At 72.6% G+C, this 26,590-nt stretch carries 27 protein-coding genes; 9 read left to right on the top strand and 18 right to left on the bottom strand.

From position 1 onward, the window contains the following. Nucleotides 1-38: 38 nt before the first annotated feature. Both purF and FB474_RS20315 read right to left on the bottom strand, forming a co-directional pair. The gene (gene purF / locus FB474_RS20320) at nt 39-1,622 is read right to left on the bottom strand and encodes an amidophosphoribosyltransferase (protein ID WP_141790682.1); all 1,584 of its coding nucleotides are present in this window, start codon (nt 1,620-1,622) and stop codon (nt 39-41) included. Between the two features lie 30 nt (nt 1,623-1,652). Further along, nucleotides 1,653-1,880 carry a hypothetical protein gene (locus FB474_RS20315; protein WP_141790681.1) on the bottom strand — a complete coding sequence of 76 codons (228 nt, stop codon included), beginning with the start codon at nt 1,878-1,880 and terminating at the stop codon, nt 1,653-1,655. 64 nt (nt 1,881-1,944) lie between these two features. Here FB474_RS20315 and FB474_RS20310 point away from each other — a divergent pair, with 64 nt between their 5' ends. The 4 genes from FB474_RS20310 to FB474_RS20295 all read left to right on the top strand — a co-directional run bounded on the left by FB474_RS20310 (nt 1,945) and on the right by FB474_RS20295 (nt 5,738). Beyond that, nucleotides 1,945-3,489, top strand: coding sequence for a molybdopterin-dependent oxidoreductase (locus FB474_RS20310; protein WP_141790680.1), 1,545 nt, complete (start codon nt 1,945-1,947; stop codon nt 3,487-3,489). 105 nt (nt 3,490-3,594) lie between these two features. Then, nucleotides 3,595-4,245 (top strand): fasciclin domain-containing protein, encoded by a 651-nt coding sequence (locus FB474_RS20305; protein WP_141790679.1) that lies wholly within the window; start codon nt 3,595-3,597, stop codon nt 4,243-4,245. Between the two features lie 24 nt (nt 4,246-4,269). Beyond that, nucleotides 4,270-4,899 (top strand): ECF RNA polymerase sigma factor SigK, encoded by a 630-nt coding sequence (gene sigK, locus FB474_RS20300; RefSeq protein ID WP_141790678.1) that lies wholly within the window; start codon nt 4,270-4,272, stop codon nt 4,897-4,899. Further along, nucleotides 4,896-5,738 (top strand): anti-sigma factor, encoded by an 843-nt coding sequence (locus FB474_RS20295; RefSeq protein ID WP_141790677.1) that lies wholly within the window; start codon nt 4,896-4,898, stop codon nt 5,736-5,738. Before sigK ends, FB474_RS20295 begins: the two co-directional genes overlap by 4 nt. Nucleotides 5,739-5,838: 100 nt before the next feature. Here FB474_RS20295 and FB474_RS20290 read toward each other — a convergent pair whose 3' ends face one another. The 5 genes from FB474_RS20290 to FB474_RS20270 are packed head-to-tail and all read right to left on the bottom strand — an operon-like array spanning nt 5,839 to nt 9,513. Then, the gene (locus FB474_RS20290; RefSeq protein ID WP_141790676.1) at nt 5,839-6,723 is read right to left on the bottom strand and encodes an LLM class flavin-dependent oxidoreductase; all 885 of its coding nucleotides are present in this window, start codon (nt 6,721-6,723) and stop codon (nt 5,839-5,841) included. Between the two features lie 5 nt (nt 6,724-6,728). Then, nucleotides 6,729-7,508, bottom strand: a complete 780-nt coding sequence (locus tag FB474_RS20285) for an amino acid ABC transporter ATP-binding protein (protein ID WP_141790675.1) — start codon at nt 7,506-7,508, stop codon at nt 6,729-6,731. Next, complete coding sequence (locus FB474_RS20280) at nt 7,505-8,299, bottom strand: amino acid ABC transporter permease (RefSeq protein ID WP_141790674.1); 795 nt, start codon at nt 8,297-8,299, stop codon at nt 7,505-7,507. The genes FB474_RS20285 and FB474_RS20280 overlap by 4 nt, the downstream gene beginning before the upstream one ends. Before the next feature lie 6 nt (nt 8,300-8,305). Then, entirely contained in the window at nt 8,306-9,121 is an 816-nt protein-coding gene (locus FB474_RS20275) for a transporter substrate-binding domain-containing protein (protein ID WP_141790673.1), read from the bottom strand. Between the two features lie 20 nt (nt 9,122-9,141). Then, nucleotides 9,142-9,513, bottom strand: coding sequence for a sterol carrier family protein (locus FB474_RS20270; protein WP_141790672.1), 372 nt, complete (start codon nt 9,511-9,513; stop codon nt 9,142-9,144). Between the two features lie 54 nt (nt 9,514-9,567). Here FB474_RS20270 and FB474_RS20265 point away from each other — a divergent pair, with 54 nt between their 5' ends. Both FB474_RS20265 and FB474_RS20260 read left to right on the top strand, forming a co-directional pair. Continuing rightward, the gene (locus tag FB474_RS20265; protein ID WP_141790671.1) at nt 9,568-10,614 is read left to right on the top strand and encodes a zinc-dependent alcohol dehydrogenase family protein; all 1,047 of its coding nucleotides are present in this window, start codon (nt 9,568-9,570) and stop codon (nt 10,612-10,614) included. After that, nucleotides 10,615-11,427 carry a spermidine synthase gene (locus FB474_RS20260; RefSeq protein ID WP_246092750.1) on the top strand — a complete coding sequence of 271 codons (813 nt, stop codon included), beginning with the start codon at nt 10,615-10,617 and terminating at the stop codon, nt 11,425-11,427. 115 nt (nt 11,428-11,542) lie between these two features. Here the strand turns inward: FB474_RS20260 and FB474_RS20255 are convergent, their stop codons facing one another. Genes FB474_RS20255 through FB474_RS20240 form a run of 4 tightly spaced genes read right to left on the bottom strand, consistent with a single transcriptional unit; the run spans nt 11,543 to nt 15,560 of the window. Next, nucleotides 11,543-12,346, bottom strand: coding sequence for an ABC transporter permease (locus FB474_RS20255; RefSeq protein ID WP_141790670.1), 804 nt, complete (start codon nt 12,344-12,346; stop codon nt 11,543-11,545). Between the two features lie 10 nt (nt 12,347-12,356). Continuing rightward, nucleotides 12,357-13,199, bottom strand: coding sequence for an ABC transporter permease (locus FB474_RS20250; protein ID WP_246092748.1), 843 nt, complete (start codon nt 13,197-13,199; stop codon nt 12,357-12,359). Between the two features lie 28 nt (nt 13,200-13,227). Beyond that, on the bottom strand, nt 13,228-14,448 hold the full coding sequence (locus tag FB474_RS20245) for an ABC transporter substrate-binding protein (protein ID WP_141790668.1): 1,221 nt from the start codon (nt 14,446-14,448) through the stop codon (nt 13,228-13,230). Between the two features lie 38 nt (nt 14,449-14,486). Next, nucleotides 14,487-15,560 carry an ABC transporter ATP-binding protein gene (locus FB474_RS20240; protein ID WP_221632717.1) on the bottom strand — a complete coding sequence of 358 codons (1,074 nt, stop codon included), beginning with the start codon at nt 15,558-15,560 and terminating at the stop codon, nt 14,487-14,489. A gap of 180 nt (nt 15,561-15,740) precedes the next feature. On the opposite strand from FB474_RS20240, the gene FB474_RS20235 reads away from it, so the two are divergent. Next, complete coding sequence (locus tag FB474_RS20235; protein ID WP_221632716.1) at nt 15,741-16,499, top strand: FadR/GntR family transcriptional regulator; 759 nt, start codon at nt 15,741-15,743, stop codon at nt 16,497-16,499. A 26-nt stretch (nt 16,500-16,525) separates the two neighbouring features. Continuing rightward, nucleotides 16,526-17,284 (top strand): cache domain-containing protein, encoded by a 759-nt coding sequence (locus FB474_RS20230; protein WP_141790667.1) that lies wholly within the window; start codon nt 16,526-16,528, stop codon nt 17,282-17,284. A gap of 116 nt (nt 17,285-17,400) precedes the next feature. Here the strand turns inward: FB474_RS20230 and purL are convergent, their stop codons facing one another. The 5 genes from purL to purD form a co-directional block, all read right to left on the bottom strand. Beyond that, nucleotides 17,401-19,701 carry a phosphoribosylformylglycinamidine synthase subunit PurL gene (gene purL, locus FB474_RS20225; protein ID WP_141790711.1) on the bottom strand — a complete coding sequence of 767 codons (2,301 nt, stop codon included), beginning with the start codon at nt 19,699-19,701 and terminating at the stop codon, nt 17,401-17,403. A gap of 5 nt (nt 19,702-19,706) precedes the next feature. Beyond that, nucleotides 19,707-20,402, bottom strand: coding sequence for a phosphoribosylformylglycinamidine synthase subunit PurQ (purQ, locus tag FB474_RS20220; protein ID WP_141790666.1), 696 nt, complete (start codon nt 20,400-20,402; stop codon nt 19,707-19,709). Continuing rightward, the gene (gene purS / locus FB474_RS20215) at nt 20,399-20,671 is read right to left on the bottom strand and encodes a phosphoribosylformylglycinamidine synthase subunit PurS (protein WP_141790665.1); all 273 of its coding nucleotides are present in this window, start codon (nt 20,669-20,671) and stop codon (nt 20,399-20,401) included. Before purS ends, purQ begins: the two co-directional genes overlap by 4 nt. A 119-nt stretch (nt 20,672-20,790) precedes the next feature. Beyond that, nucleotides 20,791-21,723, bottom strand: coding sequence for a phosphoribosylaminoimidazolesuccinocarboxamide synthase (locus FB474_RS20210; protein WP_141790664.1), 933 nt, complete (start codon nt 21,721-21,723; stop codon nt 20,791-20,793). A 57-nt stretch (nt 21,724-21,780) separates the two neighbouring features. Further along, complete coding sequence (purD, locus tag FB474_RS20205; RefSeq protein ID WP_141790663.1) at nt 21,781-23,073, bottom strand: phosphoribosylamine--glycine ligase; 1,293 nt, start codon at nt 23,071-23,073, stop codon at nt 21,781-21,783. Nucleotides 23,074-23,424: 351 nt separating this feature from the next. Between purD and FB474_RS20200 the strand changes: the two genes are divergently transcribed. Beyond that, on the top strand, nt 23,425-24,438 hold the full coding sequence (locus tag FB474_RS20200) for a response regulator transcription factor (RefSeq protein ID WP_185746293.1): 1,014 nt from the start codon (nt 23,425-23,427) through the stop codon (nt 24,436-24,438). A gap of 44 nt (nt 24,439-24,482) precedes the next feature. Here FB474_RS20200 and FB474_RS20195 read toward each other — a convergent pair whose 3' ends face one another. Then, nucleotides 24,483-25,883, bottom strand: a complete 1,401-nt coding sequence (locus FB474_RS20195) for an aspartate aminotransferase family protein (protein WP_141790661.1) — start codon at nt 25,881-25,883, stop codon at nt 24,483-24,485. Then, nucleotides 25,880-26,521, bottom strand: coding sequence for a GNAT family N-acetyltransferase (locus FB474_RS20190; RefSeq protein WP_141790660.1), 642 nt, complete (start codon nt 26,519-26,521; stop codon nt 25,880-25,882). The genes FB474_RS20195 and FB474_RS20190 overlap by 4 nt, the downstream gene beginning before the upstream one ends. Between the last annotated feature and the right edge of the window lie 69 nt (nt 26,522-26,590).

Raw genomic sequence — 26,590 nt, 5'->3', positions numbered from 1 at the left:
GGTATGCCGTGTGGCCGGGTGCGGTCGGGTCGTGCCGGTCAGGGGCGGGACAGGGAGTCGGAGGCGCCGCCGCCGACGCCGGTGCTGACGCCCTCGACGTCGACCGTGCCGGCGTCGGAGGCCTCGACCTGCCCGGTCGCGATGGGCAGCTCCAGCTCCAGCAGGCCCTTGCCGAGGCGGTCCTGAGAGGGCAGCTCCACGGGGTAGACCCCGGTGAAGCAGGCCGTGCACAGCCGCTCGCGGGGCTGGTCCGTGGCGCCGATCATCCCGTCCTCGCTGATGTAGCCGAGGCTGTCGGCGCCGATGCTGGCGCGGATCTCCTCGACGCCGAGACCGGTGGCGATGAGCTCGGCCCGGGTGGCGAAGTCGATGCCGTAGAAGCAGGGCCAGCGCACCGGCGGGCTGGAGATGCGCACGTGCACCTCGGCGGCGCCGGCCTCGCGCAGCATCCGCACCAGCGCCCGCTGGGTGTTGCCGCGCACGATCGAGTCGTCGACGACGACCAGGCGCTTGCCACGGATGACCTCGCGCAGCGGGTTGAGCTTGAGCCGGATGCCGAGCTGGCGGATCGTCTGGCTCGGCGCGATGAAGGTGCGCCCGACGTAGGAGTTCTTGACCAGGCCCTGGCCGTAGGGGATGCCGGACTCCTGGGCGTAGCCGATCGCCGCCGGCGTGCCGGACTCGGGCGTGGGCATGACCATGTCGGCCTCGACCGGGTGCTCCCGGGCCAGCTGCCGGCCCATCTCGACCCGGGCCTCGTGCACGCCGCGGCCGTTGATCGTGGTGTCCGGGCGGGCCAGGTAGACGTACTCGAAGACGCAGCCCTTGGGCTCGGGCTCGGCGAACCGGCGCGAGCGCAGACCCTCGGCGTCGATGGTGATCAGCTCGCCGGGCTCGACCTCGCGGATCACGCTGGCGCCGACGATGTCGAGCGCCGCGGTCTCGGAGGCGACCACCCAGCCGCGCTCGAGGCGGCCGAGGACGAGGGGGCGGATGCCCTGGGGGTCGCGGGCGGCATACAGCGTCTGCTCGTCCATGAAGACGAAGCAGAACGCACCGCGCAGGCGCGGCAGGACGTCCAGCGCGGCCGCCTCCAGGCTGCGGTCGGGGTCGTCGGTGAGCAGGGCGGTGACGAGCGCGGTGTCGGTGGTGTTGCCCCGGCGCAGCTCGCCGCCGAGGTGGCCGGAGAAGCCCTGCCCGCTGCGCTCCTGCAGCAGGTCGCGCAGCTCGGCGGAGTTGATGAGGTTGCCGTTGTGGGCCAGCGCCACCGTGCCCTGGTCGGTGCCGCCGAGAGTCGGCTGGGCGTTCTCCCACGTGCTGCCGCCGGTGGTGGAGTAGCGGCAGTGCCCGACCGCGAGGTGCCCCTTGAGGGACCCGAGGCTCGTCTCGTCGAAGACCTGGGAGACCAGGCCCATGTCCTTGTAGACCAGCACGCGCTTGCCGTCGCTGGTCGCGATGCCGGCCGACTCCTGCCCGCGGTGCTGCAGCGCGTAGAGCCCGAAGTAGGTCAGCTTGGCGACGTCCTCGCCGGGCGCCCAGACACCGAAGACGCCGCAGGCGTCCTGCGGGCCCTTTTCGCCGGGGAGGAGGTCGTGGGACAAGTGCCCGTCACCGCGTGCCACGGGCTCAGTCTCGCACAGCGGTCCGGGAGCTCAGGCGCGTCGGTCGAGCAGGACGAAGACGATCCCGCCGAGCAGCACGCCCAGCGCGGCGCAACCCAGGCCGAGGAAGCCCAGCTCGCCCATCGCCCCGTAACGGTCGGTGGCCGGCCCGACCGCGCTGATGACCAGCCCGGCGGCCAGTCCGAGCAGGCCGCCGGTCAGCAGGAACGGGCCGATCTTGGGCGCGCGGCGCGCACGGCGGCGGGACGGTTCGCTCACGCCTCCCACGGTAGGCGATCGGGTCCGGACCCATCCGGACGGGGCCGGGCACCGAAGACCAGGCATGGGGATCCGCACCGCAGTCAGCGCCTCGTGGCGCCACGCCGTCACCGGCGTGCTCGCCGCCGTGGCGGGTATCGCGGCCGGGCACCTGGTGGCCGGCCTCACCAACCCGGCGGCCTCACCGGTGCTGGCGGTCGGCTCGACCGTCATCGACGCGACCCCCACCCCGGTCAAGGAGTGGGCGGTCGCCCACTTCGGGACCAACGACAAGCCGATCCTGCTGGGCAGCGTCACCCTCGTGACCCTCCTGCTCGCGGCGGCGGCGGGCGTGCTGGGCCGGCGCCGTCCCGCCGTCGCCGTGACCTTCGTCGTGGTGCTTGCCGCCCTGGCCACCGCCGCCGCCCTGACCCGTCCCGTGGCCGCCCCGGCGGACGCGCTCCCGGGCGCGACCGCCGCGGTGGTCGGGCTGGGGGTGCTCGCGCTGCTCTTCCGGCTCATCGCCGGCGGTGCGCGCCGCGCCGGACTGGCCCTCACGGCATACCCCACGGCCGGCGACAGCCGGCGCAGCTTCCTCCTCGGCGCGACCGGGGTGGCGGTGGGTGCCGTCGGCGTCGCAACCCTGGGCCAGAAGCTGGCCTCCTCCGGCGACACCGGGGTCACCACCCTGCCCGCGCCGCGCGACCCCGCACCCGCCTTCCCCGCCGGGCTCGAGGCCAGGGTCGACGGCATCTCGCCCCTGCGCACCTCCAACGCCGCGTTCTACCGGGTCGACACCAACCTCGTCGTGCCCCGGGTGAGCGCCGACCGCTGGCGGCTGCGCATCACCGGGATGGTCGACCACGAGCTGACCTTCAGCTACCGCGACCTGCTCGCGATGCCCCTCATCGAGCGCGACATCACCATGACGTGCGTCAGCAACGAGGTCGGCGGCGGCTACGTCGGGGCGGCCCGCTGGCTCGGCGTGCGCCTGGCCGACCTGCTCGAGCGGGCCGGCGTCCACGCCGACGCGGACCAGCTGCTGAGCACCGCGGTCGACGGGTTCACCATCGGCACCCCGATGAAGGTCGTCCGCGACGGCCGCGACGCGCTCGTGGCGGTCGGGATGAACGGCAAGCCGCTGCCGGACAAGCACGGCTTCCCGGCCCGGCTCGTCACCCCGGGGCTGTACGGCTTCGTCGGTGCCACCAAGTGGCTGACGACGCTGACGGCCACCACGTATGCGAAGGACCAGGCGTACTGGACCCGCCGCAAGTGGGCGACCGACGCACCGATCAAGACCTCGGCCCGCATCGACGCCCCGCGACCGCTGTCGACCATCCAGGCCGGCACCACCGCCATCGGCGGCGTCGCCTGGGCGCAGCACCGCGGGGTCGCCGGGGTCGAGGTCAGCATCGACGGCGGCCCGTGGCAGAAGGCCACCCTCGGCCCCGACGTGGGCCTCGACTACTGGCGCCAGTGGTACCTGCCGTGGAAGGCCACCTCCGGCCGTCACCAGCTGCGCGCCCGCGCCGTCGACCGCACCGGTGCGGTGCAGACCGACCAGCGTGCCACGCCGTTCCCGAGCGGTTCCAGCGGCATCCAGGAAGTCATCGTCCTGGTCGGCTGAGCACGACCAGATCGCTGAAAACTCTTGCGAATCAAACCAATCCAACCGCAGGTCAGCACCGAACTACCGGTGCAAGCAGGACACCAGCCTCAAGGAGACCTCGTCATGAAGATCCGTCACGCCGGCGCCATCGCCGGCCTCGCCCTCGCCCTCCCGCTCGGCCTGGCAGCCTGTGGCAACAGCGGCACCGACGCTGCCAGCAGCTCCTCGTCCTCGACGTCCTCCGACTCGATGACCTCGAGCCCCTCGGACACGATGTCGTCGTCCAGCGACGCCTCGGCCATGGTCTTCGGCGCCAGCTGCTCGGCGGTGCCGAAGGACGGCAAGGGCAGCTTCAACGGCATGGCCACCGACCCGGTCGCCACCGCCGCGAGCAACAACCCGCTGCTGTCCACCCTGGTCACCGCGGTCAAGCAGGCCGGCCTGGTCGACACGCTGAACTCGGCCCAGGGCATCACCGTCTTCGCCCCGACCAACGACGCCTTCGGCAAGCTCGACAAGGCCACCCTCAACAAGGCGATGGCCGACCCCAAGGGCCTGCTGACCAAGGTGCTGACCAACCACGTCGTGGCCGGCAAGCTCACCCCCGAGCAGCTCGCGGGCACCCACAAGACCCTCGGCGGCGGATCGATCACCGTGGCCGGCTCCGGGCAGGACTTCACCGTGGACGGCAACGCCAAGGTCATCTGCGGCAACGTGCCGACGGCCAACGCCACCGTCTACATCATCGACAACGTCCTGGTCCCCAAGGCCTGAGCGGATTTGCCCGGGTAGAGCATCATGGTCCGCATGGCACTGGTCCCTCCGGTCGATCCGTCGCTCGGGGGGACGGGTGTGCCCTCCGGCGGCCCGGGCGACGCCCGGCCCACCGAGCTCGCGGAGCTGCTCAAGGGCTGCTCGCTCGGGGACGAGCAGGCCTTCACCCGGCTGTATGACGCGACCTCCTCCCGCCTGTTCGGCCTCGTCCTGCGCGTGGTCCGCGACCGCGCGCAGGCCGAGGAGGTCACCCAGGACGTGTTCCTGGAGATCTGGCGGATGAGCGCCCGGTTCGATGCCGACCGCGGGTCGGCCCTGTCCTGGATGCTCACCATCGCCCACCGGAAGGCGGTCGACCGGGTCCGGTCGGCCGAGGCGGCGGGACGACGCGACGCGGCGTACGAGGCCCGGAACCAGTCCCCGGCCTACGACGCCACGAGCGAGGAGGCTCATCGCCGCCTGGACGCCCAACGGGTGCGCCGGGCACTGGACACGCTCACCGAGGCCCAGCGCGGGGCGCTCGAGCTGGCCTACTTCGGGGGCTACACACATCGGGAGGTGGCAGCCATGCTGGAACTACCTGTCGGCACGGCCAAGACCCGCATCCGCGATGGCCTGATCCGTCTGCGCGACACGCTAGGACTCGAGTCATGAACGACGACATCCACGGCCTGTCCGGCGCCTACGCCGTCGACGCGGTCGAGGGCGAGGAGCGGGTCGCGTTCGAGCAGCACCTCGCGGTGTGCAGCCAGTGCCGCGACGAGGTCGCGACCCTGCGCGCCGCGGCCGGCGAGCTCGCCGGCCTGACCGAGGTCACCCCTCCGCCATCCCTGCGCGCCGCCGTGCTGCGGGACATCTCCTCCGTGCGGCCCCTGCCGCCGGTCGTCGACAGGCCCGAGGGTGCCCTCCAGCTCGCCGAGCCCGCCGTGGTGGTGGTGCCGGCGCCCGAGGCGCCGGTGTCCGAGGCCAAGGAGCCGGTCAACCCGGCGCCGGACGCCCCGGCTGCCTCCGCCGCCCCCGACGAGCTCGCCCAACGGCGGACCCGCCGCCTCGCCACGCCGGCCCGGTGGCTGATCGGGGTCGCCGCCGCGGCCCTGCTCGCCCTGGCCGTGGTGTGGCAGCCGTGGCAGCAGTCCAGCACGCCGCTCGACCTCACCCAGCGTGTCCTGGCATCCGCCGACGCCCAGCGTTTCGGCAAGACCCTCGGCGGGGCCCGCGCGACCATCGTGCGCTCCCCGAGCCTGGGCAAGGCGGTCATCATCGCCGACAACATGCCCGCCGCACCGGCCGGCCACGTCTACGAGGTGTGGCTCCAGCACAAGGACGGGACCATGGTCAGGGCCGGCCTCATGCCCGAGGGCAGCCAGAAGCAGGTGAGCATGGTGCTCGACGGCGACGCCGCCCAGGCGGTCGGGGCCGGCATCACGGTGGAGCCCGCCGGTGGCTCCACGAGTCCGACCACACCCCCGATCGCGCTGTTCCCCTTCGCCTGACGCGACCGCCGTTTCCTCCCGCCGAGAGGGACGTTTCTCGGGGTTTGGGGCGTCCCCAACCCCGAGAAACGTCCCTCTCGGCGGGTGAGTGAAGGTGACGTCAGGGCAGGTCGGCGCGGAGGCGGGGGACGACCTCGGTGGCGACCTGCTCCAGGACCTCACGCCGACCGGCATACACGCCCTCGGGCCGCGGCCAGTGGCTGATCACGTCGGTGAAGCCGAGCTCGGCCGCCCGCCCGACCAGGTCCTCGAACGCACCGACGCTCTCCATCGAGAACTGCGGCGAGGAGTCGAGGTTGAGGTAGCGCTCGAAGCCCTCGCCGTCGCGTCCGGCGTCGGCCAGGGTCTGCGTGAGCCGCTCCGAGAGGGCACCCACGGCGGTGAACCACTCCTCCAGCGCGTCCACCTTCGGGCCGGTGGTGACCCACCCGGCGCCGAACCGCGCCGCCAGCCGCAGTGAGCGCGGGCCGTTGGCGGCCATGACGAACGGGATCCGCGGCTGCTGCACGCACCCGGGCAGCGTGCGGGCGTCCTGCGCCCGGAAGAACTCCCCGTCGTGGTCGACGTGGTCCTCGGTCAGCACCCGGTCGAGCAGGGTCACGAACTCCTCGAACCGGTCGACCCGCTGCCTCACGCTCAGCCCCGGGTCGCCGAGGAGGCGCGAGTCGAGGTCACCGCCGGTGCCCAGGCCGGCGATGACCCGCCCGCCGGAGACGTCGTCGAGGGCGAGCAGGTCGCGCATGAACGTCACCGGGTGGCGGTAGTTCGGCGAGGCCACGAACGTGCCCAGCCGGACCCGCTCGGTGACCATCGCCGCCGCGGTCAGCGTCGGCGTGGTGCCGAACCACGGCTCGTCCGGCAGCCCCGCCCACGTGAGGTGGTCATAGGTCCAGGCGTGGTCGAAGCCCCACTCGTCGGCCTGCCGCCACATCGGCGCGGCGTCGCTCCAGCGGTGCTCGGGCAGGATGGTCAGGCCGAATCGCATGCGGCTCAGTCTGCCCCGGCCTCCAGAGGGGCGGCAGCCGGGTCGAGCACGCGGGCCAGGAACCCGCGGGTGCGCTCGTGCCGGGGGTCCCCGATCACCTGGCGCGCCGGGCCGTCCTCGACCACGTGGCCGCCGTCCATGAACACCACCCGGTCGGCGACCTCGCGGGCGAAGCTCATCTCGTGGGTGACGACCAGCATCGTCATGCCCTCCTCGGCCAGCGAGCGCATGACCGCCAGCACGTCGCCGACCAGCTCCGGGTCGAGCGCCGACGTCGGCTCGTCGAAGAGCATCACCTCCGGCCCCATCGCCAGGGCGCGGGCGATGGCCGCCCGTTGCTGCTGGCCCCCGGAGAGCTGGGCGGGGAAGGCGCTCGCCTTGTCCGCCAGGCCCACCCGCGCCAGGTTGTCGCGAGCGACCCGCTCGGCGGTGGCCCTGTCGGTGCCGAGGACCCGCCGCTGCGGCAGGGCGACGTTGTCGAGCACCGACAGGTGCCCGAAGAGGTTGAACTGCTGGAACACCATGCCGATCCGCCGCCGCTCCCGGTCGAGGTCGGCGTCCGGGTCGGTCAGCTCGACTCCGCCGACCGTGACCGTGCCGGCGCTCGGCTGCTCGAGCAGGTTGACGCAGCGCAGCAGCGTGGACTTGCCCGACCCGCTCGGCCCGATGACGCAGACCACCTGACCCTTGGTGACCTCGAGGTCGATGCCGCGCAGCACCTCGAGGTCGCCGAAGCTCTTGCGCAGGCCGGCGAGCCTGATCTCCGGTGTCGTGTCGGTGCTCATCGGGACCGGGCTCCCCTCGCCTCGAGCCACCGGGCGAGGAAGCCCAGCGGGATGGTCAGCAGCAGGTAGCACAGCCCGCTCACCAGGATCGGCGTCGAGTTGGCGCTCTCGCTGGCCAGGTTGCGCCCGAACGCGGTCAGCTCGCGCTCGGCGATGGTCACGCCGAAGAACAGCACCAGCGAGGAGTCCTTGAACAGCAGGACGAGCTCGTTGGCCATCGGCGGGATGACGATGCGGAACGCCTGCGGGATGACGATCGAGCGCATCGCCTTCGCGTGGCTGAAGCCGAGCGAGCGCGCCGCCTCCACCTGCCCGCGCGGCACCGCCTGGATGCCGGCACGGATCGTCTCGGCCATGTATGCCGCGGCCACGAGTCCCAGCGCCAGCGCCACCTTGCCGGTGGTCCCGCCGGGGATGACGGCCGTGGGGAACGCCAGCGGGATGGCCACGCCGATGAGGATGAAGACGATGACGGCCGGCAGCCCCCGGAACAGCTCGACGTAGACCGTGGCGAACCACCGGTAGGGCCCGACCGACGAGAGCCGCATCAGCGCGATGGCCACGCCGAGCGCCAGGCCGACGACGAACCCGGCGAGGGTGTAGACGACGGTGTTGCGCAGCGCGACGGTGATGATGTCCGGGAACAGCTGGCCGGCCAGGTCGCCCTGGGCGAACTGGTTCTGCAGCTGCGCCCAGTCGGCCTTGACCGCGACCAGCACGACCACGGCGACGAACACGGCATACTGCGCGCCGCGCGACCACCGTCGTCGCTGGCGGGGTGAGAGCGCCACGACCGGCTACTTCGTGGCCGAAGTGGCCGTTGTGGCCGGGACGTAGGGGCCGATCCACTTCTCGTAGCTGGCCTTGTAGGACCCGTCGGCCTTCATCTCCGCGATCGCCTTGTTCAGCGCGGCGACGAGCTTGGTGTTGCCCTTGCGGACCATGATCCCGTACTGCTCGCTGGTGTTGAGGTTGTCCTTGACCTCGAACTCGGCGGCCAGGTCGGGCTTCTTCAGCCAGCCGGCGACGACCGGGTAGTCGGTGATGACGGCCTCGACCTGGCCGGTGCGCAGGCCGTTGAGCAGCGCGTCGCTGGACTCGAACGAGACCGGGTCCAGCCCCTGCTTCGTCGCGAACTCCTCACCCGTGGTCTGGGTCTGGGCGCCGATCTTGTGCCCCTTGGCGCCGGCGAGGTTCGCGATGCTGCTGCCCTTCTTGACCAGCAGCGCCTGCGTGGCGTCGAAGTACGGCTCGGAGAAGTCGACGTTCTTCTTGCGCTCGTCGGTGATCGTGATGCCCGCGGCGGCCACGTCGCACTGCCGGGTGTTGAGGAACGCGCCGGTCTTGAAGTTCTCGAACGGGGTGTCGAGGAAGGCCTGCTTGACCCCGAGGTCCTTCGCCGCCCGGTCGACCACGTCGACGTCGAACCCGACGACCTTGCCGCCCTGCTCGGACTGGAACGGCGGGTAGGGCAGGTGGGTGCAGGTCGTGATGACGCCGGCCTTGGCCAGGCCGCTCGCCGTGTCGGTCTTCGCGCTGCTGCCCGAGCCACACGCGGCGAGGGCGAGGACGGAGGTCAGGGCAAGCGGGATGGCGGCGAGACGACGATGCATAAGCCGAGGTTATCAACCATTCAACTTTTGCTTATCAGTGGGAGCAGCCCGGACAGGTCCGCCCGCTGGCCGCTGGCCCGGACGCTGCCTCCCGCCTCCGCGTCGGCCCAGCCCAGCTCGCCGGTCACCAGGGCCAGCCAGGTCGGCGCGTCGGTCTCGATGACGTTCGGCGGCGTGCCCCGGGTGTGGGTCGGCCCCTCGATGCACTGCACCGCGCCGTATGGCGGGACGCGGACCTCCAGCGTCCGTCCCGGTGCGCGGGCGGCCAGCTCCTCGAGGGTGAACCGGACTGCGGTGGCCACGGTGGTGCGGTCGGCCGCGGACGGGTCGGCGCGCCATACCTGCAGCGCCTGCAGTCCGGCGGTGGGCGCGATGCGACGACGAGGAGGCATGCGCGCATCGTCGCATTTGCATCGGGTCCGCCTCGCCACGGATGCTGTCGGGTTGTGAAGGCCACGACGATCCACGCCCCGTTCGACATCCGACTCTCCGACGTGCCCGAGCCGACCCTGCTCGCGCCGACCGACGCCATCGTGCGCGTCACCGCCTCGTGCATCTGCGGCTCCGACCTGTGGCCCTACCGCGGCGAGAACCCGATCACCGAGGGCTCGCGGATCGGCCACGAGTTCGTCGGCATCGTCGAGGAGGTCGGCTCATCCGTCTCCTCGGTCAAGCCGGGGGACTTCGTCATCGCGCCGTTCATGTACTCCGACAACACGTGCCCGCACTGCCAGAACGGCATCCAGTCCGCCTGCTCGACCGGCGGGTTCTGGGGCGGGCACGACCACGACGGCGGCCTCGTCGACGGCGGGCAGGGCGAGATCGTCCGCGTCCCGCTGGCCGACGGCACGCTCGTCGCGACCCCCGAGGTCCCGGACGAGTCGCTGGTCGCCTCGCTGCTGAGCCTGTCCGACGTCATGGGCACCGGCTGGCACGCCGCGGTCGCCGCGCAGGTCTCCGAGGGCGACACCGTCGTCGTCGTGGGTGACGGCGCTGTCGGCCTCTCCGGCGTCCTCGCCGCGCACCGCATGGGTGCCGCCCGCGTCGTCGCCATGTCGCGGCACGCCGCCCGCCAGACCATCGCCCGCGAGTTCGGCGCCACCGACGTCATCGCCGAGCGCGGCGAGGAGGGCATCGCGGCCGCGCTCGAGCTGACCAAGGGCGTCGGCGCGGACGCGGTGCTGGAGTGCGTCGGCACGGACCAGGCGATGAAGACCGCGATCGCCGTGGCCCGCCCCGGCGCGACCGTCGGCTACGTCGGGGTGCCGCACGGCATCGAGCTGCCGCTGCGCGACATGTTCGTGCGCAACGTCGGCCTCGCCGGTGGCATCGCCCCGGTGCGCGAGTACCTCCCGCAGCTGCGCGACGACGTGCTCTCCGGCGCGATCAACCCCGGCCTCGTGTTCGACCTCGAGATCCCGCTGTCCGAGGTCGCCGAGGGCTACGCCGCGATGCACGAGCGCCGCGCCATCAAGACGATGCTGCGTCCGTAGTTGAGTGCCGAGGAGGTCGGGTTCGTCCCGGACGACGACGGGCGCGGCGGCGTGACGGTCATGCTCGGCGACACCCCGCAGTCGCACGTCGACCCGGGCGACCCGACCCACCTGGTCTTCGACTACGTGCAGTACTTCGCGTGCGTGCTGCAGACGCTGCCGCCCGGACCGCTCGGCGTGACCCACATCGGCGGCGGCGGGATGACCCTGGCGCGCTGGGTCAACGCCGAGCGCCCCAGCTCCCCGCAGATCGTGCTCGAGCCGCACACCACACTCACCGAGGCCGTGCGCCGCGAGCTGCCACTGCCCCGCAGGCACCGCATCCGGGTGCGCCCGCTGGACGGTCGCACCGGCGTCGGGCAGCTCGCCGACGCCAGCGCGGACGTGGTGGTCCTCGACGCGTATGCCGCGGGCCGGGTCCCCGCCGAGCTCACCACGAGCGAGTTCCTGGCCGGGGTGGCCCGCGTGCTCAAGCCCGGCGGGCTGCTGCTGGCCAACCTCGCCGACGAGCCCGGGCTGCGCTACGTCGCCCGGGTGGCCGCCGCGGCCCGGCCGAGCTTGCCGCACCTGGCCCTGGTCGCCAGCGTGGAGGTGCTCAAGGGCCGGCGGTTCGGCAACACGGTGCTGGTCGCCGGACGCGCACCGCTCGATGAGGACGAGCTGCTCCGCCGGGTTCGCCGGATGCCGTTCCCGGCCGGCGTGCGCGGGGCGGCCGAGCTGGCGCGGATGGTGCAGGCCGCCCGCCCGTTCACCGACGCCGACCCCGGGATGTCCCCTCCCCCGCCACCGGCGAAGGGGTGGCGGGTGCGCTAGCCCACCACCCGGCATACCGCCGGCTGCGGCACCGGACACGCGTTGACCCGCGAACCCGGCCCCGATCGGGGCCGAAACGCGGGCCAAGCGGTGTTCGGTCGAAGACGTGGGTTCGTCAGATGCGGCCGCCGGCGCTCTCGCCGCCGCCGATGCGCTGCACGAGGTAGACCGGCACGAACGAGACGACGATGAGCACCGCCGCCACGACGTTGACCACGGGCGCCTGGTTGGGGCGGAACAGGTTGCCGAAGATCCACAGCGGCAGGGTCTGCACCCCCGGACTGGCGGTGAACGTGGTCACGATGATCTCGTCGAAGGACAGCGCGAACGCCAGCAGGCCGCCGGCGAACAGCGCCGAGCGGATCACCGGCAGGGTGACCAGCCGGAACGTCTGGCCGAGGCCCGCCCCCAGGTCGGCCGAGGCCTCCTCCAGCGACGTGCCACTGCGGCGGAGCCGGGCGAGGACGTTGTTGTAGACCACGACGATGCAGAACGTCGCGTGGCCGATGATCACCGTCATCAGGCTGAGCCCGCCGAGCAGGGACCGGAAGGCATTGTTCAGCGCGATGCCGGTGACGATGCCCGGCAGCGCGATCGGCAGCAGCACCAGGAACGACACCGACTCGCGCCCGAAGAAGCGGAACCGCTGGACGGCGAACGCCGCCATCGTCCCGAGGACGAGGGCGATGGCGGTGGCACCGAGACCCGCCTTGACGCTGGTGGCCACCGCGTTGAGCACGCCCTCGCTGGCCGCGGCCCGCTGCCACCACTCCAGCGTGAACCCCGAGGGCGGCCAGCCGAAGGTGCGGGAGGTGTTGAAGCTGTTGACCAGCACCACGAGCAGCGGCACGTAGATCACGGCGAGCCCGAGCACCACGGCGACCCGCAGCAGGAACTTGGCGCGGGTGGACAGGATCACGGGGCGCTCCTCACAGGTTGTCCAGGGCGCCGGTGCGCCGGACGAGCAGCAGGTAGATGACCATGGCCAGCACCGGGAACGTGGCCGCGGCGGCGGCGAACGGCAGGTTGTTGGCGGTCACGATGTTGTCGTAGATGACGTTGGCGAACAGCTGGGTGGCGCCGCCGACGATCTTGACCGTGATGTAGTCACCCAGGCTCAGCGAGAACGTGAAGATCGACCCGGCCACCAGGGCCGGGAACAGCAGCGGCATGACGATCGAGCGGAACGTCCTCGTGGACGACGCCCCGAGGTCGCTCGAGGCCTCCAGCAGGGAGTCGGGCACGCGCTCCAGCCCGGCGTAGACCGGCAGGATCATGAACGGCAGCCACAGGTAGGCCAGGGTCAGCACGGTCGCGACCAACCCGTAGCCGGGTCCGTGGATCCCGAACGGCCCCAGCGCCCAGTTGATCGCTCCGTTGTCGCCGAGCATGATCCGCCACGAGTACGCCTTGACCAGGTAGCTGGCCCACAGCGGGGTCAGGATGGCGACGACCATCACCTGACGGGCACGCGACCCGGCGACCTTGGCCATGTAGAACGCGATCGGCAGCGCGATGAGCGCGTCGACCACCGTCACGGCCGCCGCCACGCCCAGGCTGCGCAGCGCGACGGTGCGGTAGACGGAGTCCGACAGCAGGGTCTGGAAGTTCTCCCACGTGAACTGCCGGATGATCTCGCCGGTGAACGTGTCGGTCGTCCAGACCGCGGTGACGAACATGGCCGCGAGCGACCCGAGGTAGGCGACCACCAGCCACAGCCCCGGCAGGGAGAGCAGCCCTCCCAGCCGGAGCCGCGGGTGCTGGTGGAGCACGCGGGAGACGGAACGACCCGGCATACGGTCAGCCCTTGATCTCGGTCCAGGCCTGGGTCCACTTGCTGTAGTCGACGCAGGTCACGTTGGTGCGCCCATCCAGGCAGGCCTTCGTCGGCGTGGTCCAGTAGTAGATGTTGTCCGAGTAGGCCTTGTCCGCGGCGTGGTACGTCGCGCACTGCTCCTGCATGCCCGGCTGCGTGCACGCCCCGGACTGCGCCGGCGCCTCACCGAACCACGACGCGACCTGGGCGTTGACCTTGGGCGAGACGATGTAGTTCATCCACTGGTAGGAGCAGTTCGGGTGCTTGGACTTCGAGGAGACCATCCACGTGTCCGACCAGCCGGTGGAGTTCTCGGTCGGCACGATCGCCTTGACCTTGACCTTCTTGTCGGACTGGACGAGGTTCGTGATGACCTGCCAGGTCGTGCCGATCACCGAGGTGCCGGACTCGAAGGCCTGGACCTCCTTGGTGTAGTCGGCCCAGTACTCCCCGATGAGCGGGCGCTGGGCCTTGAGCAGGTCGACTGCGGCCTTGAACTGCTTGTCGTCCAGCGCGAACGGGTTCTTGATCCCCAGGTCGGGCTTGGTCTTCATGAGGTAGAGCGCCGCGTCGGCGATGTAGATCGGCGAGTCGTAGGCCGTGATCTTGCCCTTGTACGGCGACTTCGGGTCGAAGACCGCGCCCCACGAGGTCGGCGGGGTCTTGACGACGCCCTCGTTCCACATGAGCAGGTTGGCGCCCCAGCCGTGCGGGATGCCGTACATCTGGCGCTTGCCGTTGACCTCGACCGAGTTCCAGTCGCGGTCCTTGAGGAACGGGAAGATCGTCGCGTAGTTGGGCACCAGCGCGGTGTTCACCGGGGCCACGTCGCCGGAGTAGATCATCCGCAGCGTGGCGTCACCGGAGGCGGAGACCACGTCGTAGTCGCCGGTGTGCATCAGGGTGACCATCTCGTCGGAGGTGTTGGCGACCTTGACGTTGACCTGGCACCCGGTGGCCTTCTCGAACGGGTGCACCCAGTCCTGGGTCGGGTCGTTGGAGCCGTCCTCGGCGTAGCCCGCCCACGCCACGACGTTGAGCTGGCCCTCGCCGGGCCCGACCTTCTGGGCCATGGCGACCTTGGGCGGGGGCTGACGGGTGGATCCGCCGGCGCTGCTGCCACCACTGGTGGACGAGCCGCACGCCGCCAGCGCGAGCGCACCGACGGCGGCGACGGCCGCCGCGAGCGGTCGGGGCTTGAACATGGTGACCTCCAAGGTGTTCCGGGTGGTGACGGGAGGGCTCAGGCCGCGCCGACGCGGTGGGCGTGGTCCTGGTGCCAGACGAGGCGGACCGGGCGGCCCAGCCAGTCGTCGAGCTGGGTGTGTGCGGTGGCCAGGTTGGGCTGGGTGGCCACCAGGGAGGTGCCGGCCGGGGTGTCCACGAGCAGCCGGATGGCCGAGCCGAGGTAGACCACCTCGCGCACGGTGCCGTCGACGCTGCGCTCGGTCGGGCCGGCCCCCGTGGACCGGTCGACCACGCGCACCCGTTCCGGGCGGATGCTCCAGGTGCCCCGCTGGCCGAACAGGATCTCGGCCGCGGACCCGTCGACGAGGTTCGTGGTGCCGACGAACCCGGCCACGAACGGGGTCTTCGGCTGCTCGTAGACCTCCGTGGCGGTGCCGACCTGCTCGACCAGGCCGTTGTTGAACACGGCGATCCGGTCGCTCATGGTCAGCGCCTCCTCCTGGTCGTGGGTGACGAAGACGAAGGTGATGCCGACGTCGCGCTGGATCGCCTTGAGCTCGACCTGCATCTGCTGGCGCAGCTTGAGGTCGAGCGCGCCGAGCGGCTCGTCGAGCAGGAGCACCTTGGGCTCGTTGACGAGGGCGCGGGCAAGGGCCACACGCTGGCGCTGCCCACCGGAGAGCTGGGACGGGCGGCGCGCGCCGAAGCCGGGCAGCTGCACCCGCTCGAGCGCCTCGTTGGCGCGCCGGTGCCGCTCCGCGCGGCCCACGCCCTTGACCCGCAGCCCGTACGCGACGTTCTGCTCCAGGGTCATGTGCGGGAAGAGCGCGTAGTCCTGGAAGACCGTGTTCACGTCGCGGTCGAACGGCGGCACGCGGGTGACGTCCTGGCCGTCGAGCACGATCCGGCCGCCGGTCGGCGCCTCGAACCCGGCGATCATCCGCAGCACCGTGGTCTTGCCCGAGCCGGACGGGCCGAGCATCGAGAAGAACTCGCCGTCGGCGATGTCGAGGTCCACCCCGCGCACCGCGTCCACCTCGCCGAAGGACTTGCGCACCGCCTCGAGGCGGATGGCTGGGGCGGTCACCGCCGACCGGGTCTGCTGTCCGGGCGTCGCTGCTTGCGCCATCGGTGAGCTCCTGTGCGAGGTGGGGACGTGCGGAAATCGGTCCACAGGCTCTGGACGTGGCGCTTAACGTATGACTTCATAGGTCATTGCACAAGGGTCGAAAGGGCGAGTGACCACACCGTGACCCGCGGCCCGTCGCCTACCCTTCGGGGGACCGCGGCGAGGTGAGGAGGACGCAACGTGCCGGAGGCCATGCACCTGAGCCAGCGCGCCCGCAGCGCCGTCTTCGCCCCCCTGGCCCAGGAGAGCCGCGCCGAGATCGTCGCCCGGCGCCTGTCCGACGCCATCGCGCTGGGCCTGCTGCCCGACGCCACCCAGCTGCCCAGCGAGGCCGACCTGGCCGCCCGCTTCGGCGTCGCCACGGTCACCGTGCGGGAGGCGCTGACCGCGCTGCGCCACCGCGGGCTGGTCGAGACCCGCCGCGGCCGAGGCGGCGGCAGCTTCGTCACCGCGCCGCCCGACCCGGCCGCCTCGGCCCTGCTGGCCCGGCTGGAGGAGGTGTCCCCGCGCGACCTGCGCGACCTCGGCGACCACTACGCCGCCCTGTCCGGCTCGGCGGCCCGGCTAGCCGCGGAGCGGGCCGGGCCCGACGACCTCGCCCGGCTGGAGGAGGCCATGAAGGACCTCGACAACGCCGCCACCGCCCGCGAGCGCCGCCGGGCCGAGGGCCAGTTCCACGTCGAGGTGGCCGCCGCGGCCCAGTCGCCCCGGCTGACCCGCGAGGAGATCCGGCTGCAGTCCGAGGTCGGCCCGCTGCTGTGGCTGGCCCTCGACGACGGCGACGCCCACGAGTCGGCCTGCACCGCGCACCGCACGCTCACCCGGGCGATCAGCCGCGGCCACGCCGACCGGGCGCGCACCCTCGCCGAGGAGCACGTCGCCGACGCGGTCGGACTGGCCCTCAGCCTGCGACGTCAGGCACAAGGACGACGCGCATGAGCCTCGCCGGACCTACCGTGGAGACCATGAGCCTCGCCCCGACGGCCGCTCACGGCCCCGCTCGCGCGGCCGGCGCCCTCCTCGCCTGGGCCGAGGACCACTTCACCGGCCTCGCGCCCCTTCAGGCCGCGACCCGGCGTGCGCTCGCCGAGGAGCCGACCACCGCCGGCATGGCGCGCCTGGTCGCTCCCGTGGCCACCCGGCTGCTCGCCGACACCGAGCTCGCCGTGGTGGGTGCCGGCTTCGTGGCCGCGCCCGCGGCCCTGGACGACACGGCGTACTGGCTGGAGTGGTGGACCGCCGACGAGCCGGGCGACGCACCGCAGCGGCTGGTCGTCGAGACCGACCCGGCCGGGGACACCTTCCGGGACTGGACGACCCTGCCGTGGTTCGCGGTGCCGGCCACGACCGGGCGGCGGCACATCACCGGGCCGTACGTCGACTACCTGTGCACCGACGAGTACACCCTGACCTTCACCGTGCCGGTGCACCGCGACGAGGCGCTGGCCGGGGTCGTGGGCTGCGACGTCTACGTGCGCCACGTCGAGCAGCTGGCCGAGGGCTGGCTCGACCTCGTCGAGGGGCCGGCCGCGTTCGTCAGCCGCGAGGGCCGGGTGCTGGTCTCCTCCGCCCCCGGCGTGGTGACGGGCGACCTGCTGCGCTCGCTGCCGCTGGCCCGGCTGTGGGAGGGCGCCACGGTGCCCGGCCTGCACCTCACCGCGTGCGGCGACCTGCCGTTCGGCCTGGTCGTGGGCGAGGCGCTGGCCGCCGGTCGGCGCCCCTGACGGACCGCCCAGCGCGCACCCTCTCCACCGAACACGCGTCAACCCGCGAATCCGCCCCCGGGGGGACGGATTCGCGGGTTGAGCCGTGTCCGGTCAGGTACCGGTATGCCGGGTGGTCAGCGGCCGAAGACCGCCGGCAGGGTCGCCGTGTGCGCCTCGCGCAGCTCGCCGAGTCCGAGCTGGAACTGGCCCTGCACGTCGAGGCCGTCGGTCTGGTCGTCGACGACGCCGATCCGCGCGTGGGCGAAGCCGCGGGCCGAGCACATGTCGGTGAACCGCACCTCCTCCGAGCGCGGCACCGCAACGATCGCACGGGCGGTGGACTCGCTGAACAGCGCCGTGAACGCGTCGACGCCGTCGCGCTCGCAGACCTCCTCGAGCCAGACCCGGGCGCCGACGCCGTGGCGCAGGCCGGCCTCGGCCAGGGCGATCGCCAGGCCACCGTCGGACAGGTCGTGCGCGGCGTCGATGAGCCCGTCGCGGGAGGCGTTGACGAGGATCTCGCCGAGCTGGCGCTCGAGGTCCAGGTCGACCCGCGGGGGCAGCCCGCCGAGGTGGTCGTGGATGACGCTGGCCCACTCCGAGCCGGCCAGCTCGTCGCGGGTCGTGCCCAGCAGGTAGATGACCTGGCCGGGGGTCTTCCAGCCCGAGGGGGTGCGGCGGGCCACGTCGTCCATGACGCCGAGCACGCCGACGACCGGGGTCGGGTGGATGGCCACGTCACCGGTCTGGTTGTAGAACGAGACGTTGCCGCCGGTCACCGGGATGCCGAGCTGCTGGCAGCCGTCGGCCAGGCCGCGCACGGCCTCGGCGAACTGCCACATGACACCCGGGTCCTCCGGCGAGCCGAAGTTGAGGCAGTCGGTGATCGCCAGCGGCGTCGCGCCGGCGGTCGCCACGTTGCGGTAGGCCTCGGCCAGCGCGAGCTGCGCCCCGGCATACGGGTCGAGCTTGGCGAACTTGCCGTTGCAGTCGGTGGAGATGGCGACCCCGCGGCCGCTCTCCTCGTCGACCCGCACGACGCCGGCGTCGTCGGGCATCGCCAGGGCGGTGTTGCCGCGGACGTAGCGGTCGTACTGGTCGGTCACCCACGACTTGTCACACAGGTTGGGCGAGCCGATGAGGCGGATCAGGGTGTCGCGCAGCTCGTCACCGGTGCCCGGGCGCGGCAGGTCCTGCGGACCGGCCGCCTGCAGGCCGTCGAGGTATGCCGGCCGCGCCAGCGGGCGCTCGTAGACCGGGCCGTCGTGGGCCACCGAGCGCGGCGGCACGTCGACGATGACCTCGTCGTGCCAGAGCACCTCGAGCCGGTCACCCTCGGTGACCTCGCCGATGACCGTGGCCTCGACATCCCACCTGCGGGTGATCGCGAGGAACTCCTCGAGCTTGCCGGGCTCGACGACGGCCATCATGCGCTCCTGCGACTCGCTCATGAGGATCTCCTCAGGGCGCAGGGACGCGTCGCGCAGCGGGACCAGGTCGAGGTGGACCCGCATGCCGCCGTCGCCGTTGGAGGCCAGCTCGCTGGTCGCGCAGGACAGGCCGGCGCCGCCGAGGTCCTGGATGCCGTCGACCACGTGCGCGGCATACAGGTCCAGGCAGCACTCGATGAGCACCTTCTCGGCGAACGGGTCGCCGACCTGCACCGCGGGGCGCTTGGTCGGGCCGCCCTCGTCGAAGGTCTCCGAGGCGAGCACGGACACGCCGCCGATGCCGTCGCCGCCGGTCTTCGCGCCGAACAGGACGACCTTGTTGCCCACGCCGGAGGCCTTGGCCAGGTGGATGTCCTCGACCCGCATCGCGCCGACGCACAGGGCGTTGACCAGCGGGTTGCCCTGGTAGCAGGAGTCGAAGACGACCTCGCCGCCGATGTTGGGCAGGCCCAGGCAGTTGCCGTAGCCGCCGACGCCGGCGACGACGCCGGGCAGCACGCGGTGGGTGTCGGGGTGGTCCAGGGCACCGAAGCGCAGCGGGTCCATCACGGCCAGCGGGCGCGCGCCCATGCTCATGATGTCGCGGACGATGCCGCCGACGCCGGTGGCCGCGCCCTGGTAGGGCTCGACGTAGGAGGGGTGGTTGTGGCTCTCGACCTTGAAGGTCACCGCCCAGCCGTCGCCGATGTCGACGACGCCGGCGTTCTCGCCGATGCCGACGAGCAGCTTCTCGCGCATCGCGTCGGTGGTCTTGTCGCCGAACTGGCGCAGGTGGACCTTGGAGGACTTGTAGGAGCAGTGCTCCGACCACATGACCGAGTACATCGCCAGCTCGGAGCTGGTGGGGCGCCGCCCGAGGATGTCGCGGATGCGCTGGTACTCGTCGGGCTTGAGGCCCAGCTCGGCCCAGGGCTGCTCGACCTCCGGCGTGCCGGACGCCGCCGAGACGGTGTCGAGCGCGGGCTTGCTGTGGCTGGTCTCCAGGGTGCTCACGCGTTCACCACCGAGGTCAGGACGGACGTGAAGAAGGGCAGGCCGTCGAGCGAGGGGCCGTAGCCGGGCTCGACGCAGTGCTCCGGGTGCGGCATGAGGCCGACGACGTTGCCACGCTCGTTGGTGACACCGGCGATGTCGCGGTAGGAGCCGTTGGGGTTGCGGCCGCCGAGGCCGTCGCCGTCGCGCACGACGTAGCGGAACGCCACCCGGCCCTCGCCCTCGAGCTCGTCGAGCGTGCGCTGGTCGGCCACGAAGCCGCCCTCGCCGTTCTTGAGCACGATGGTGATCTCCTGGCCCTGCTCGAAGTCGGAGGTCCAGGCGGTGGCGGTGTTCTCGACCCGCAGCACCTGGTCGCGACAGACGAACTTGCGGTGGTCGTTGCGGATCAGCGCGCCGGGCAGCAGGTGCGACTCGCAGAGCACCTGGAAGCCGTTGCAGATGCCGAGCACCGGGAGGCCCCCCTTCGCGGCGGGCACGAGCACGTCCATGACCGGGGCGAAGCGGGCGATGGCCCCGCAGCGCAGGTAGTCCCCGTAGGAGAAGCCTCCGGGGAGCACGACGGCGTCGACGCCGTGCAGGTCGGCGTCGCCGTGCCACAGGGCGACGGGCTCACCGCCGGCGACCCGGACCGCCCGGGTCGCGTCGTGGTCGTCCAGCGACCCGGGGAAGGTGACGACCCCGATCCTCATGCGGGCTGCCCGGCGGTCTCGTCGGTCAGCTCGGCCACGCGGACGACGTCCTCGATGACCGGGTTGGACAGCAGCTTCTCGGCCGCCTCGCGGGCGGCGGCGAGGACCTCCCCGGTCACCTCGCCGTCGACGGTCAGCTCGAACCGCTTGCCCTGGCGGACGTCGGTGAACTGGGTGAACCCGAGCCGCGGGAGTGCGCCGGCGACGGCCTGCCCCTGGGGATCGAGAATCTCGGACTTCAGCATCACGTCGATGACGACGGTTCCCATGCGAGGTGCTCCTCGGGGCGCGGCCCTGCCGGGCCTGGCGTGCGGGGTCGCCCTGAGGATAACCGCCGACGTCAGGGGCCCCGACGGCGCGTCCACCCGGCGGGCGGCCGGTCCGCCGCTCAGCCGAACCGGCGCCCGGTCAGCGCCTCGTACGCCTCGACGTACTTGGTCCGGGTCTGCTCGACGATCGCCTCGGGCAGCGGCGGCGGGGCCTCGCCGGAGTGGCGGTCCCAGCCGCTGGCCGGGGAGGTCAGCCAGTCGCGGACGAACTGCTTGTCGTAGGACGGCTGCGCCCGGCCCGGCTGCCACTGGTCGGCCGGCCAGAAGCGCGAGGAGTCGGGGGTGAGCACCTCGTCGGCCAGGACGATGCCCGGCCGGCCGTGCTCGTCCGCGGCGGCCGGGTCCAGCCCGAACTCCACCTTGGTGTCGGCCAGGAGTATCCCGCGCTCCGCCGCCACCGCGTTGCCGCGCGCCAGGATCGCGGTGGTGAGGTCGCGCACCCGGGAGGCCAGGTCGGCCCCCAGCTCCGCCTCGACCTGGGCGTAGGTCATCGGCTGGTCGTGCTCGCCCACCGGCGCCTTGGTGGTGGGCGTGAAGATCGGCTCCGGCAGCTTCGAGCCGTCCTCCAGCCCCGCCGGCAGGGGGACGCCGCAGACCGAGGAGGTCTGGCGGTACTCCGCCAGGCCACTGCCGGTGAGGTAGGCCCGCCCGATGCACTCGACCGGGACCATCTGCAGCCGGCGCACGAGCACCGCCCGGCCGGCGACCGCGGCCGGCACGTCGGTGGAGATGACGTGGTTGGGCAGGATGTCGGCGAGCTGCTCGAACCACCACAGCGACAGCTGGGTCAGCACCGCGCCCTTGTCGGGGATCTCGGTGTCGAGGATGAAGTCGTAGGCCGAGATCCGGTCGGAGGCCACGAGCAGGAGCTGGTCCTCGCGGGCCTCCCCCGTGCCGGGGTCGACCGGGGCGTACAGCTCACGGACCTTGCCCGAGTAGACGTGGGCGAAGCCGGGCAGGGCGGGCGGCGAGGTGGGGACGACCGACGTCATGCCCCCATCCTCGCAGCCCGCCCTCCTGCGGTGCGCGACCGGTGAAGACGCGGTGGGTCAGGCGGTAGGTTGGGTGGGGACGGAGACCTCGCCGCGCTGCGCGGCGAGCGCGATGTCGGTGCGGTGGTGCGAGCCGTCGAGGCTGATCCGGTCGACCGCCCGGTATGCGCGGTCGCGGGCCTCCCCGAGGTCGCCGCCCATGGCGACGACGGACAGCACCCGCCCGCCCGCGGACACCACGGCGCCTTCGCGCCCGGGCGCCGTGCCGGCGTGCAGGACCCAGGCCTCGTCGCCGACCTGGTCCAGGCCGTGGATCTCGTCGCCGGTGCGGGGGCTGTCGGGGTAGCCCTTGGAGGCGATGACGACGGTGACGGCGTGCTCGGGGTGCCAGCGCAGCTCGCCCACCTGGTCGAGGGTGCCGGTGGCGCAGGCGTGCAGCAGCCCGCCGAGCGGGGTGGCCAGGCGCGCGAGGACGACCTGCGTCTCGGGGTCGCCGAAGCGGGCGTTGAACTCCACGACGCGCGGCCCGCGGGAGGTCAGCGCGAGGCCGACGTAGAGCACCCCGGCGAACGGCGTCCCGCGGTGACGCATCTCGTCCACCGTGGGCTGGGCCACCCGGGCGACGACGTCCGCGACCAGGCCCTCGGGGGCCCAGTCCAGGGGCGAGTAGGCCCCCATGCCGCCGGTGTTGGGCCCCTCGTCCCCATCGCCGACCCGCTTGAAGTCCTGCGCCGGCGTCAGCGGCACGACGGTCGTGCCGTCGGTCAGGCAGAACAGCGACACCTCGGGCCCGTCGAGGTACTCCTCGACGACGACCCGGCCGCCCTCCTTGGCCAGGCACTGCGCCGCGTGGGCGACCGCCTGCGCGCGGCTCCGGGTGACCACGACGCCCTTGCCGGCGGCCAGGCCGTCGTCCTTGACCACGTAGGGGGCGCCGAGCGCGTCCAGCGCGTCGGTCACCTCGTCCAGGCTCGTGCACACGTGGGCCAGCGCGGTGGGCACGCCGGCGGCGGCCATGACCTCCTTGGCGAACGCCTTGCTGCCCTCGAGCCGGGCGGCCTGCGCGGTCGGACCGAAGCAGGCGATCCCGCGGGCGCGCACGGCGTCGGCGACGCCGGCGACCAGCGGCGCCTCCGGCCCGATGACGACGAGGTCGGCGTGCACCTCGGCGGCGAGGTGGGCGACGCCGGGGCCGTCGAGCAGGCCGCCTGGCAGGTCGCGGCACAGCGCGATCGTGTCGATCCCCGGGTTGCCCGGGGCGGCGATGACGGCATCGACCGCGGGGTCGGCGGTCAGGGCGCGGACGATGGCGTGCTCGCGGGCACCGGATCCGATGACGAGAACCTTCACCCGCGAGAGCCTAAGGGAGCCGCCGCGGCGGCGGTCCGGGGTGGCACGGCGAGGTGGCCGACCCGGCATACCGGCGGTGAAGGGGGCGAAAAATGATGTGCGCGGCGTCCCCGGGAGGCAGGGGGGGCTTCTCCCGGGGACGCCGCGACCAGCGCGTGGTCGCCCGGCGGGGGGACCGGCGACTCTTCGCGCCTCGGCCGGTCTAGCCGGCTGACATCACTCTCGCAAAGATCACGAAGGGGTGTAAGCCCTTTGACTGGCGGACTACAGTCAATGTCGGTATCCCGCCACCTCGACCGGCCCCCCACCCGTTGGGGCTGGGGTGCACTGGGAACCGAAGGAGGCACCGCCGTGGTGAAGGCCCCACACTTCGCCAACCGCACCCCCGGTCTGGCGTCCGAACCGCCCGACGCGGTCACCGAAGGCCTGGTCACGCGCGTCTACCTGGCCATCCTCCAGCACGCCCACCCCACCCGGGAGCTGCTCGTCGCGCAGGGCATCGAGGGCGAGGCGGTCGACCGGGTGGTCCGCATCCTGGCGCAGCGCGGACTGGTCGACGTCCATGCCGACGGCAGCTGGGACCCGACCCCGCCCGACGTGGCGCTGCCGGCCCACGCGGTCAACCTCGAGCGCCGTGCCCGCGAAGCCCGCTCCGCGGCGCACGAGCTCAGCCAGGTCTACTACCAGGCCCGCACCGACAGCGCCCGACGGCTGGAGGGCATCTCGGTGCTGAACTCCCTGGACGACCTCCACACCGCCACCGCCGAGATCGTGGCCACGGCCACGCACTCGCTGCGCACCGCGCGCAACATCTCGCCCCGCACCCGGGTGCTGTTCGACGCACCCCTGTCGAGCCACCGGGACCGCAGCTACTCCTCCGAGGGCATCGAGCTCAGCCTGCGGACCACCTACGACGCCAAGGTGCTGGAGTGGGACAAGGCCAGCGAGGTCCTGGCGGCCCGCGCCGAGGGCGGGGAGAAGTACCGGTTCACCTACGACCTGCCGTTCTCCGCCGTGGTGGTCGACGACACCGCCGCGGTGCTCGACCTGTCGTCGTACGACGAGAGCGGGCACGGGTCGCTGCTGATCCGCTCCCGGCCGTTGGTGCTCGCGCTGGGGGCCACGCTCGACGCCATCTGGCGCCTGGCCATCCCCACCTCACGGATGTCGGCCCAGGGGGTCGACAAGCGCGACCTGCACATCCTGTCGCTGCTGGCCGGCGGCGCCTCCGACGCGACCATCTCCCGGCAGACCGGCGTCTCCCAGCGCACGGTCGAGCGCCGGGTGCGGGCGCTGATGGACCAGCTCGGCGCGGGCACCCGCTTCCAGGCCGGCGTGCAGGCCGCCCGGCGTGGGCTGATCTAGCGGGTCTCGCCGGAACCAGCCGGGACCAGCCGGGACCAGCCGGACTAGCCGCCGAAGACCTCGGCCAGCGCCTCGTCGAGCAGGCGCAGGCCGAGCCGGGCCTCCGCCTCGGTGACGATGCACGGCGGGACGACATGGAGGCGGTTCATGTTGACGAACGGCAGCAGGCCGCGGCGCTTGCACGCAGCGACGAGGTCGTTCATCGGCTTCGCGGCCGCGCCCGATGCGTTGTAGGGCACCAGCGGCTCACGGGTCTCCCGGTCGGCGACCAGCTCCAGGGCCCAGAACACGCCCCGGCCGCGGACCTCGCCGATGACGGCGTGCCGGGCGGCCAGCTCGCGCAGGCCCGGGCCCAGGACGTCCTGCCCGATCCGGCGGGCGTGGTCGACGATGCCGTCCTGCTCCATGGCGCGGATCGTCGCCACCGCGGCGGCGCAGGCCAGCGGGTGGCCCGAGTAGGTCAGGCCGCCGGGGTAGGGGCGCTCGCGGAACGTCTCGTACACGGCGTTGCTCAGGATCACGCCGCCGAGCGGCACGTAGCCGGAGTTGACCCCCTTGGCGAAGGCGATGAGGTCGGGGGTGACGCCGCCGTCGATGCCGTCGAGGGCGAACCACTCGCCGGTGCGCCCGAAGCCGGCCATGACCTCGTCCAGGATGAGCAGGATCCCGTGTCGGTCGCACAGCTCGCGCACCCCGGCGAGGTAGCCGGGCGGCGGGGTCATGATGCCGGCGGTGCCGGGGATGGTCTCCAGCACGATCGCCGCGATCGTGGCCGGCCCCTCCATCTCGACCACGTGGGCCAGGTGCGCCAGGGCGCGCTCGGACTCCTCGGCCTCGGTGGTGGCGTGGAACTGCGAGCGGTAGAGGAACGGGCCGACGAAGTGCACGACGCCCTCGGCGCCGGAGTCGTTGGGCCAGCGGCGCGGGTCGCCGGTCAGGTGGATCGCCGCCTGCGTGTGCCCGTGGTAGCTGCGGTAGCGGGAGAGCACCTTGCGCCGGCCGGTGTGCAGCCGTGCCATCCGCACGGCGTTCTCGATGGCCTCGGCGCCGCCGTTGGTGAAGAAGACGTGGTCCAGTCCCTGCGGGGCCCGCTCGGTGACCAGCCGCGCCGCCTCACTGCGGACGTCGTTGGCGTGCTGCGGAGCGATGGTGCACAGCCGGCCCGCCTGCTCCTGGATGGCCGCGACGACCGCCGGGTGCTGGTGGCCGATGTTGGTGTTGACCAGCTGGGAGGAGAAGTCGAGGTAGCGGTTGCCCTCGCCGTCCCACAGCCAGCAGCCCTGCGCCGCGGCCACCACCATGGGGGTCAGCGCTCCCTGGGCGGACCAGGAGTGGAACACGTGGGCCCGGTCGTCGTCGTAGGCCCGCCGGGCCGCGTCACGGTCGATGACCGGGGTGGGCGGGGCGAGCTCGTCGGCGGTGGGCTGGGCGGCGACGTCGGTCATGCCAGCGAGCGTATCCGCGCGACCAGCCCTTCCTCCACGGTCGGCCACTCCTCGCGCAGGATGCTGAACACCACGGTGTCGCGGAACGACCCGTCGGCCCGCCGCATGTGCCGCCGCAGGACCCCCTCGCGGGTGGCGCCGAGCTTGGCGATCGCGGCCTGGGAGCGGTCGTTGAGCAGGTCGGTCTGGATCTTGACCCGCCCGAACCCACAGTCCGTGAACGCGTGCCGCAGGACCAGCAGCTTGGCCTCGGGGTTGACCGCGGTCGCCCACCACCGGGGGCCGTACGCCGTCCAGCCCAGGTGCGCGCGCTCGTTGCCCAGGTCGATGTCGCCCAGGCTCGTCGTGCCCACCACGGTGCCCGCGGCACCGAGGTCGCCGTCCGTGACGAGGCGCAACGTGTATGCCGTGCGGCCGGTCTCCCGGGCGTTCGCCAGGGAGCGCGCCACCCAGGCGTGCATCGCCTCGGCGTCCGCGGGGCGCCCGGCCGGGCCTCCCCCGTAGCCCTTCGCCCAGACCCGCTCGTCGTCGAGCGCGGCGAAGAGGCCGGGCGCGTCGTCGGGGGTGGTGACGTCGAGACGGACGACGGAGCCGACCAGTGGCTCCCCTGACGGTGGGCGAACGCCTGATGTGGACACGCGGGCAGATTAGACTCGTGCGTTCGCACGTTGGCGTGCGACCCCGTTGACCCCACCACGAGCCGACAG

This window comes from Oryzihumus leptocrescens, from assembly GCF_006716205.1.
In the GTDB taxonomy this organism is placed as follows: domain Bacteria; phylum Actinomycetota; class Actinomycetes; order Actinomycetales; family Dermatophilaceae; genus Oryzihumus; species Oryzihumus leptocrescens.
Note: the sequence above shows the minus strand (reverse complement) of the source record. Positions and strands in the feature narration are given on the sequence as shown.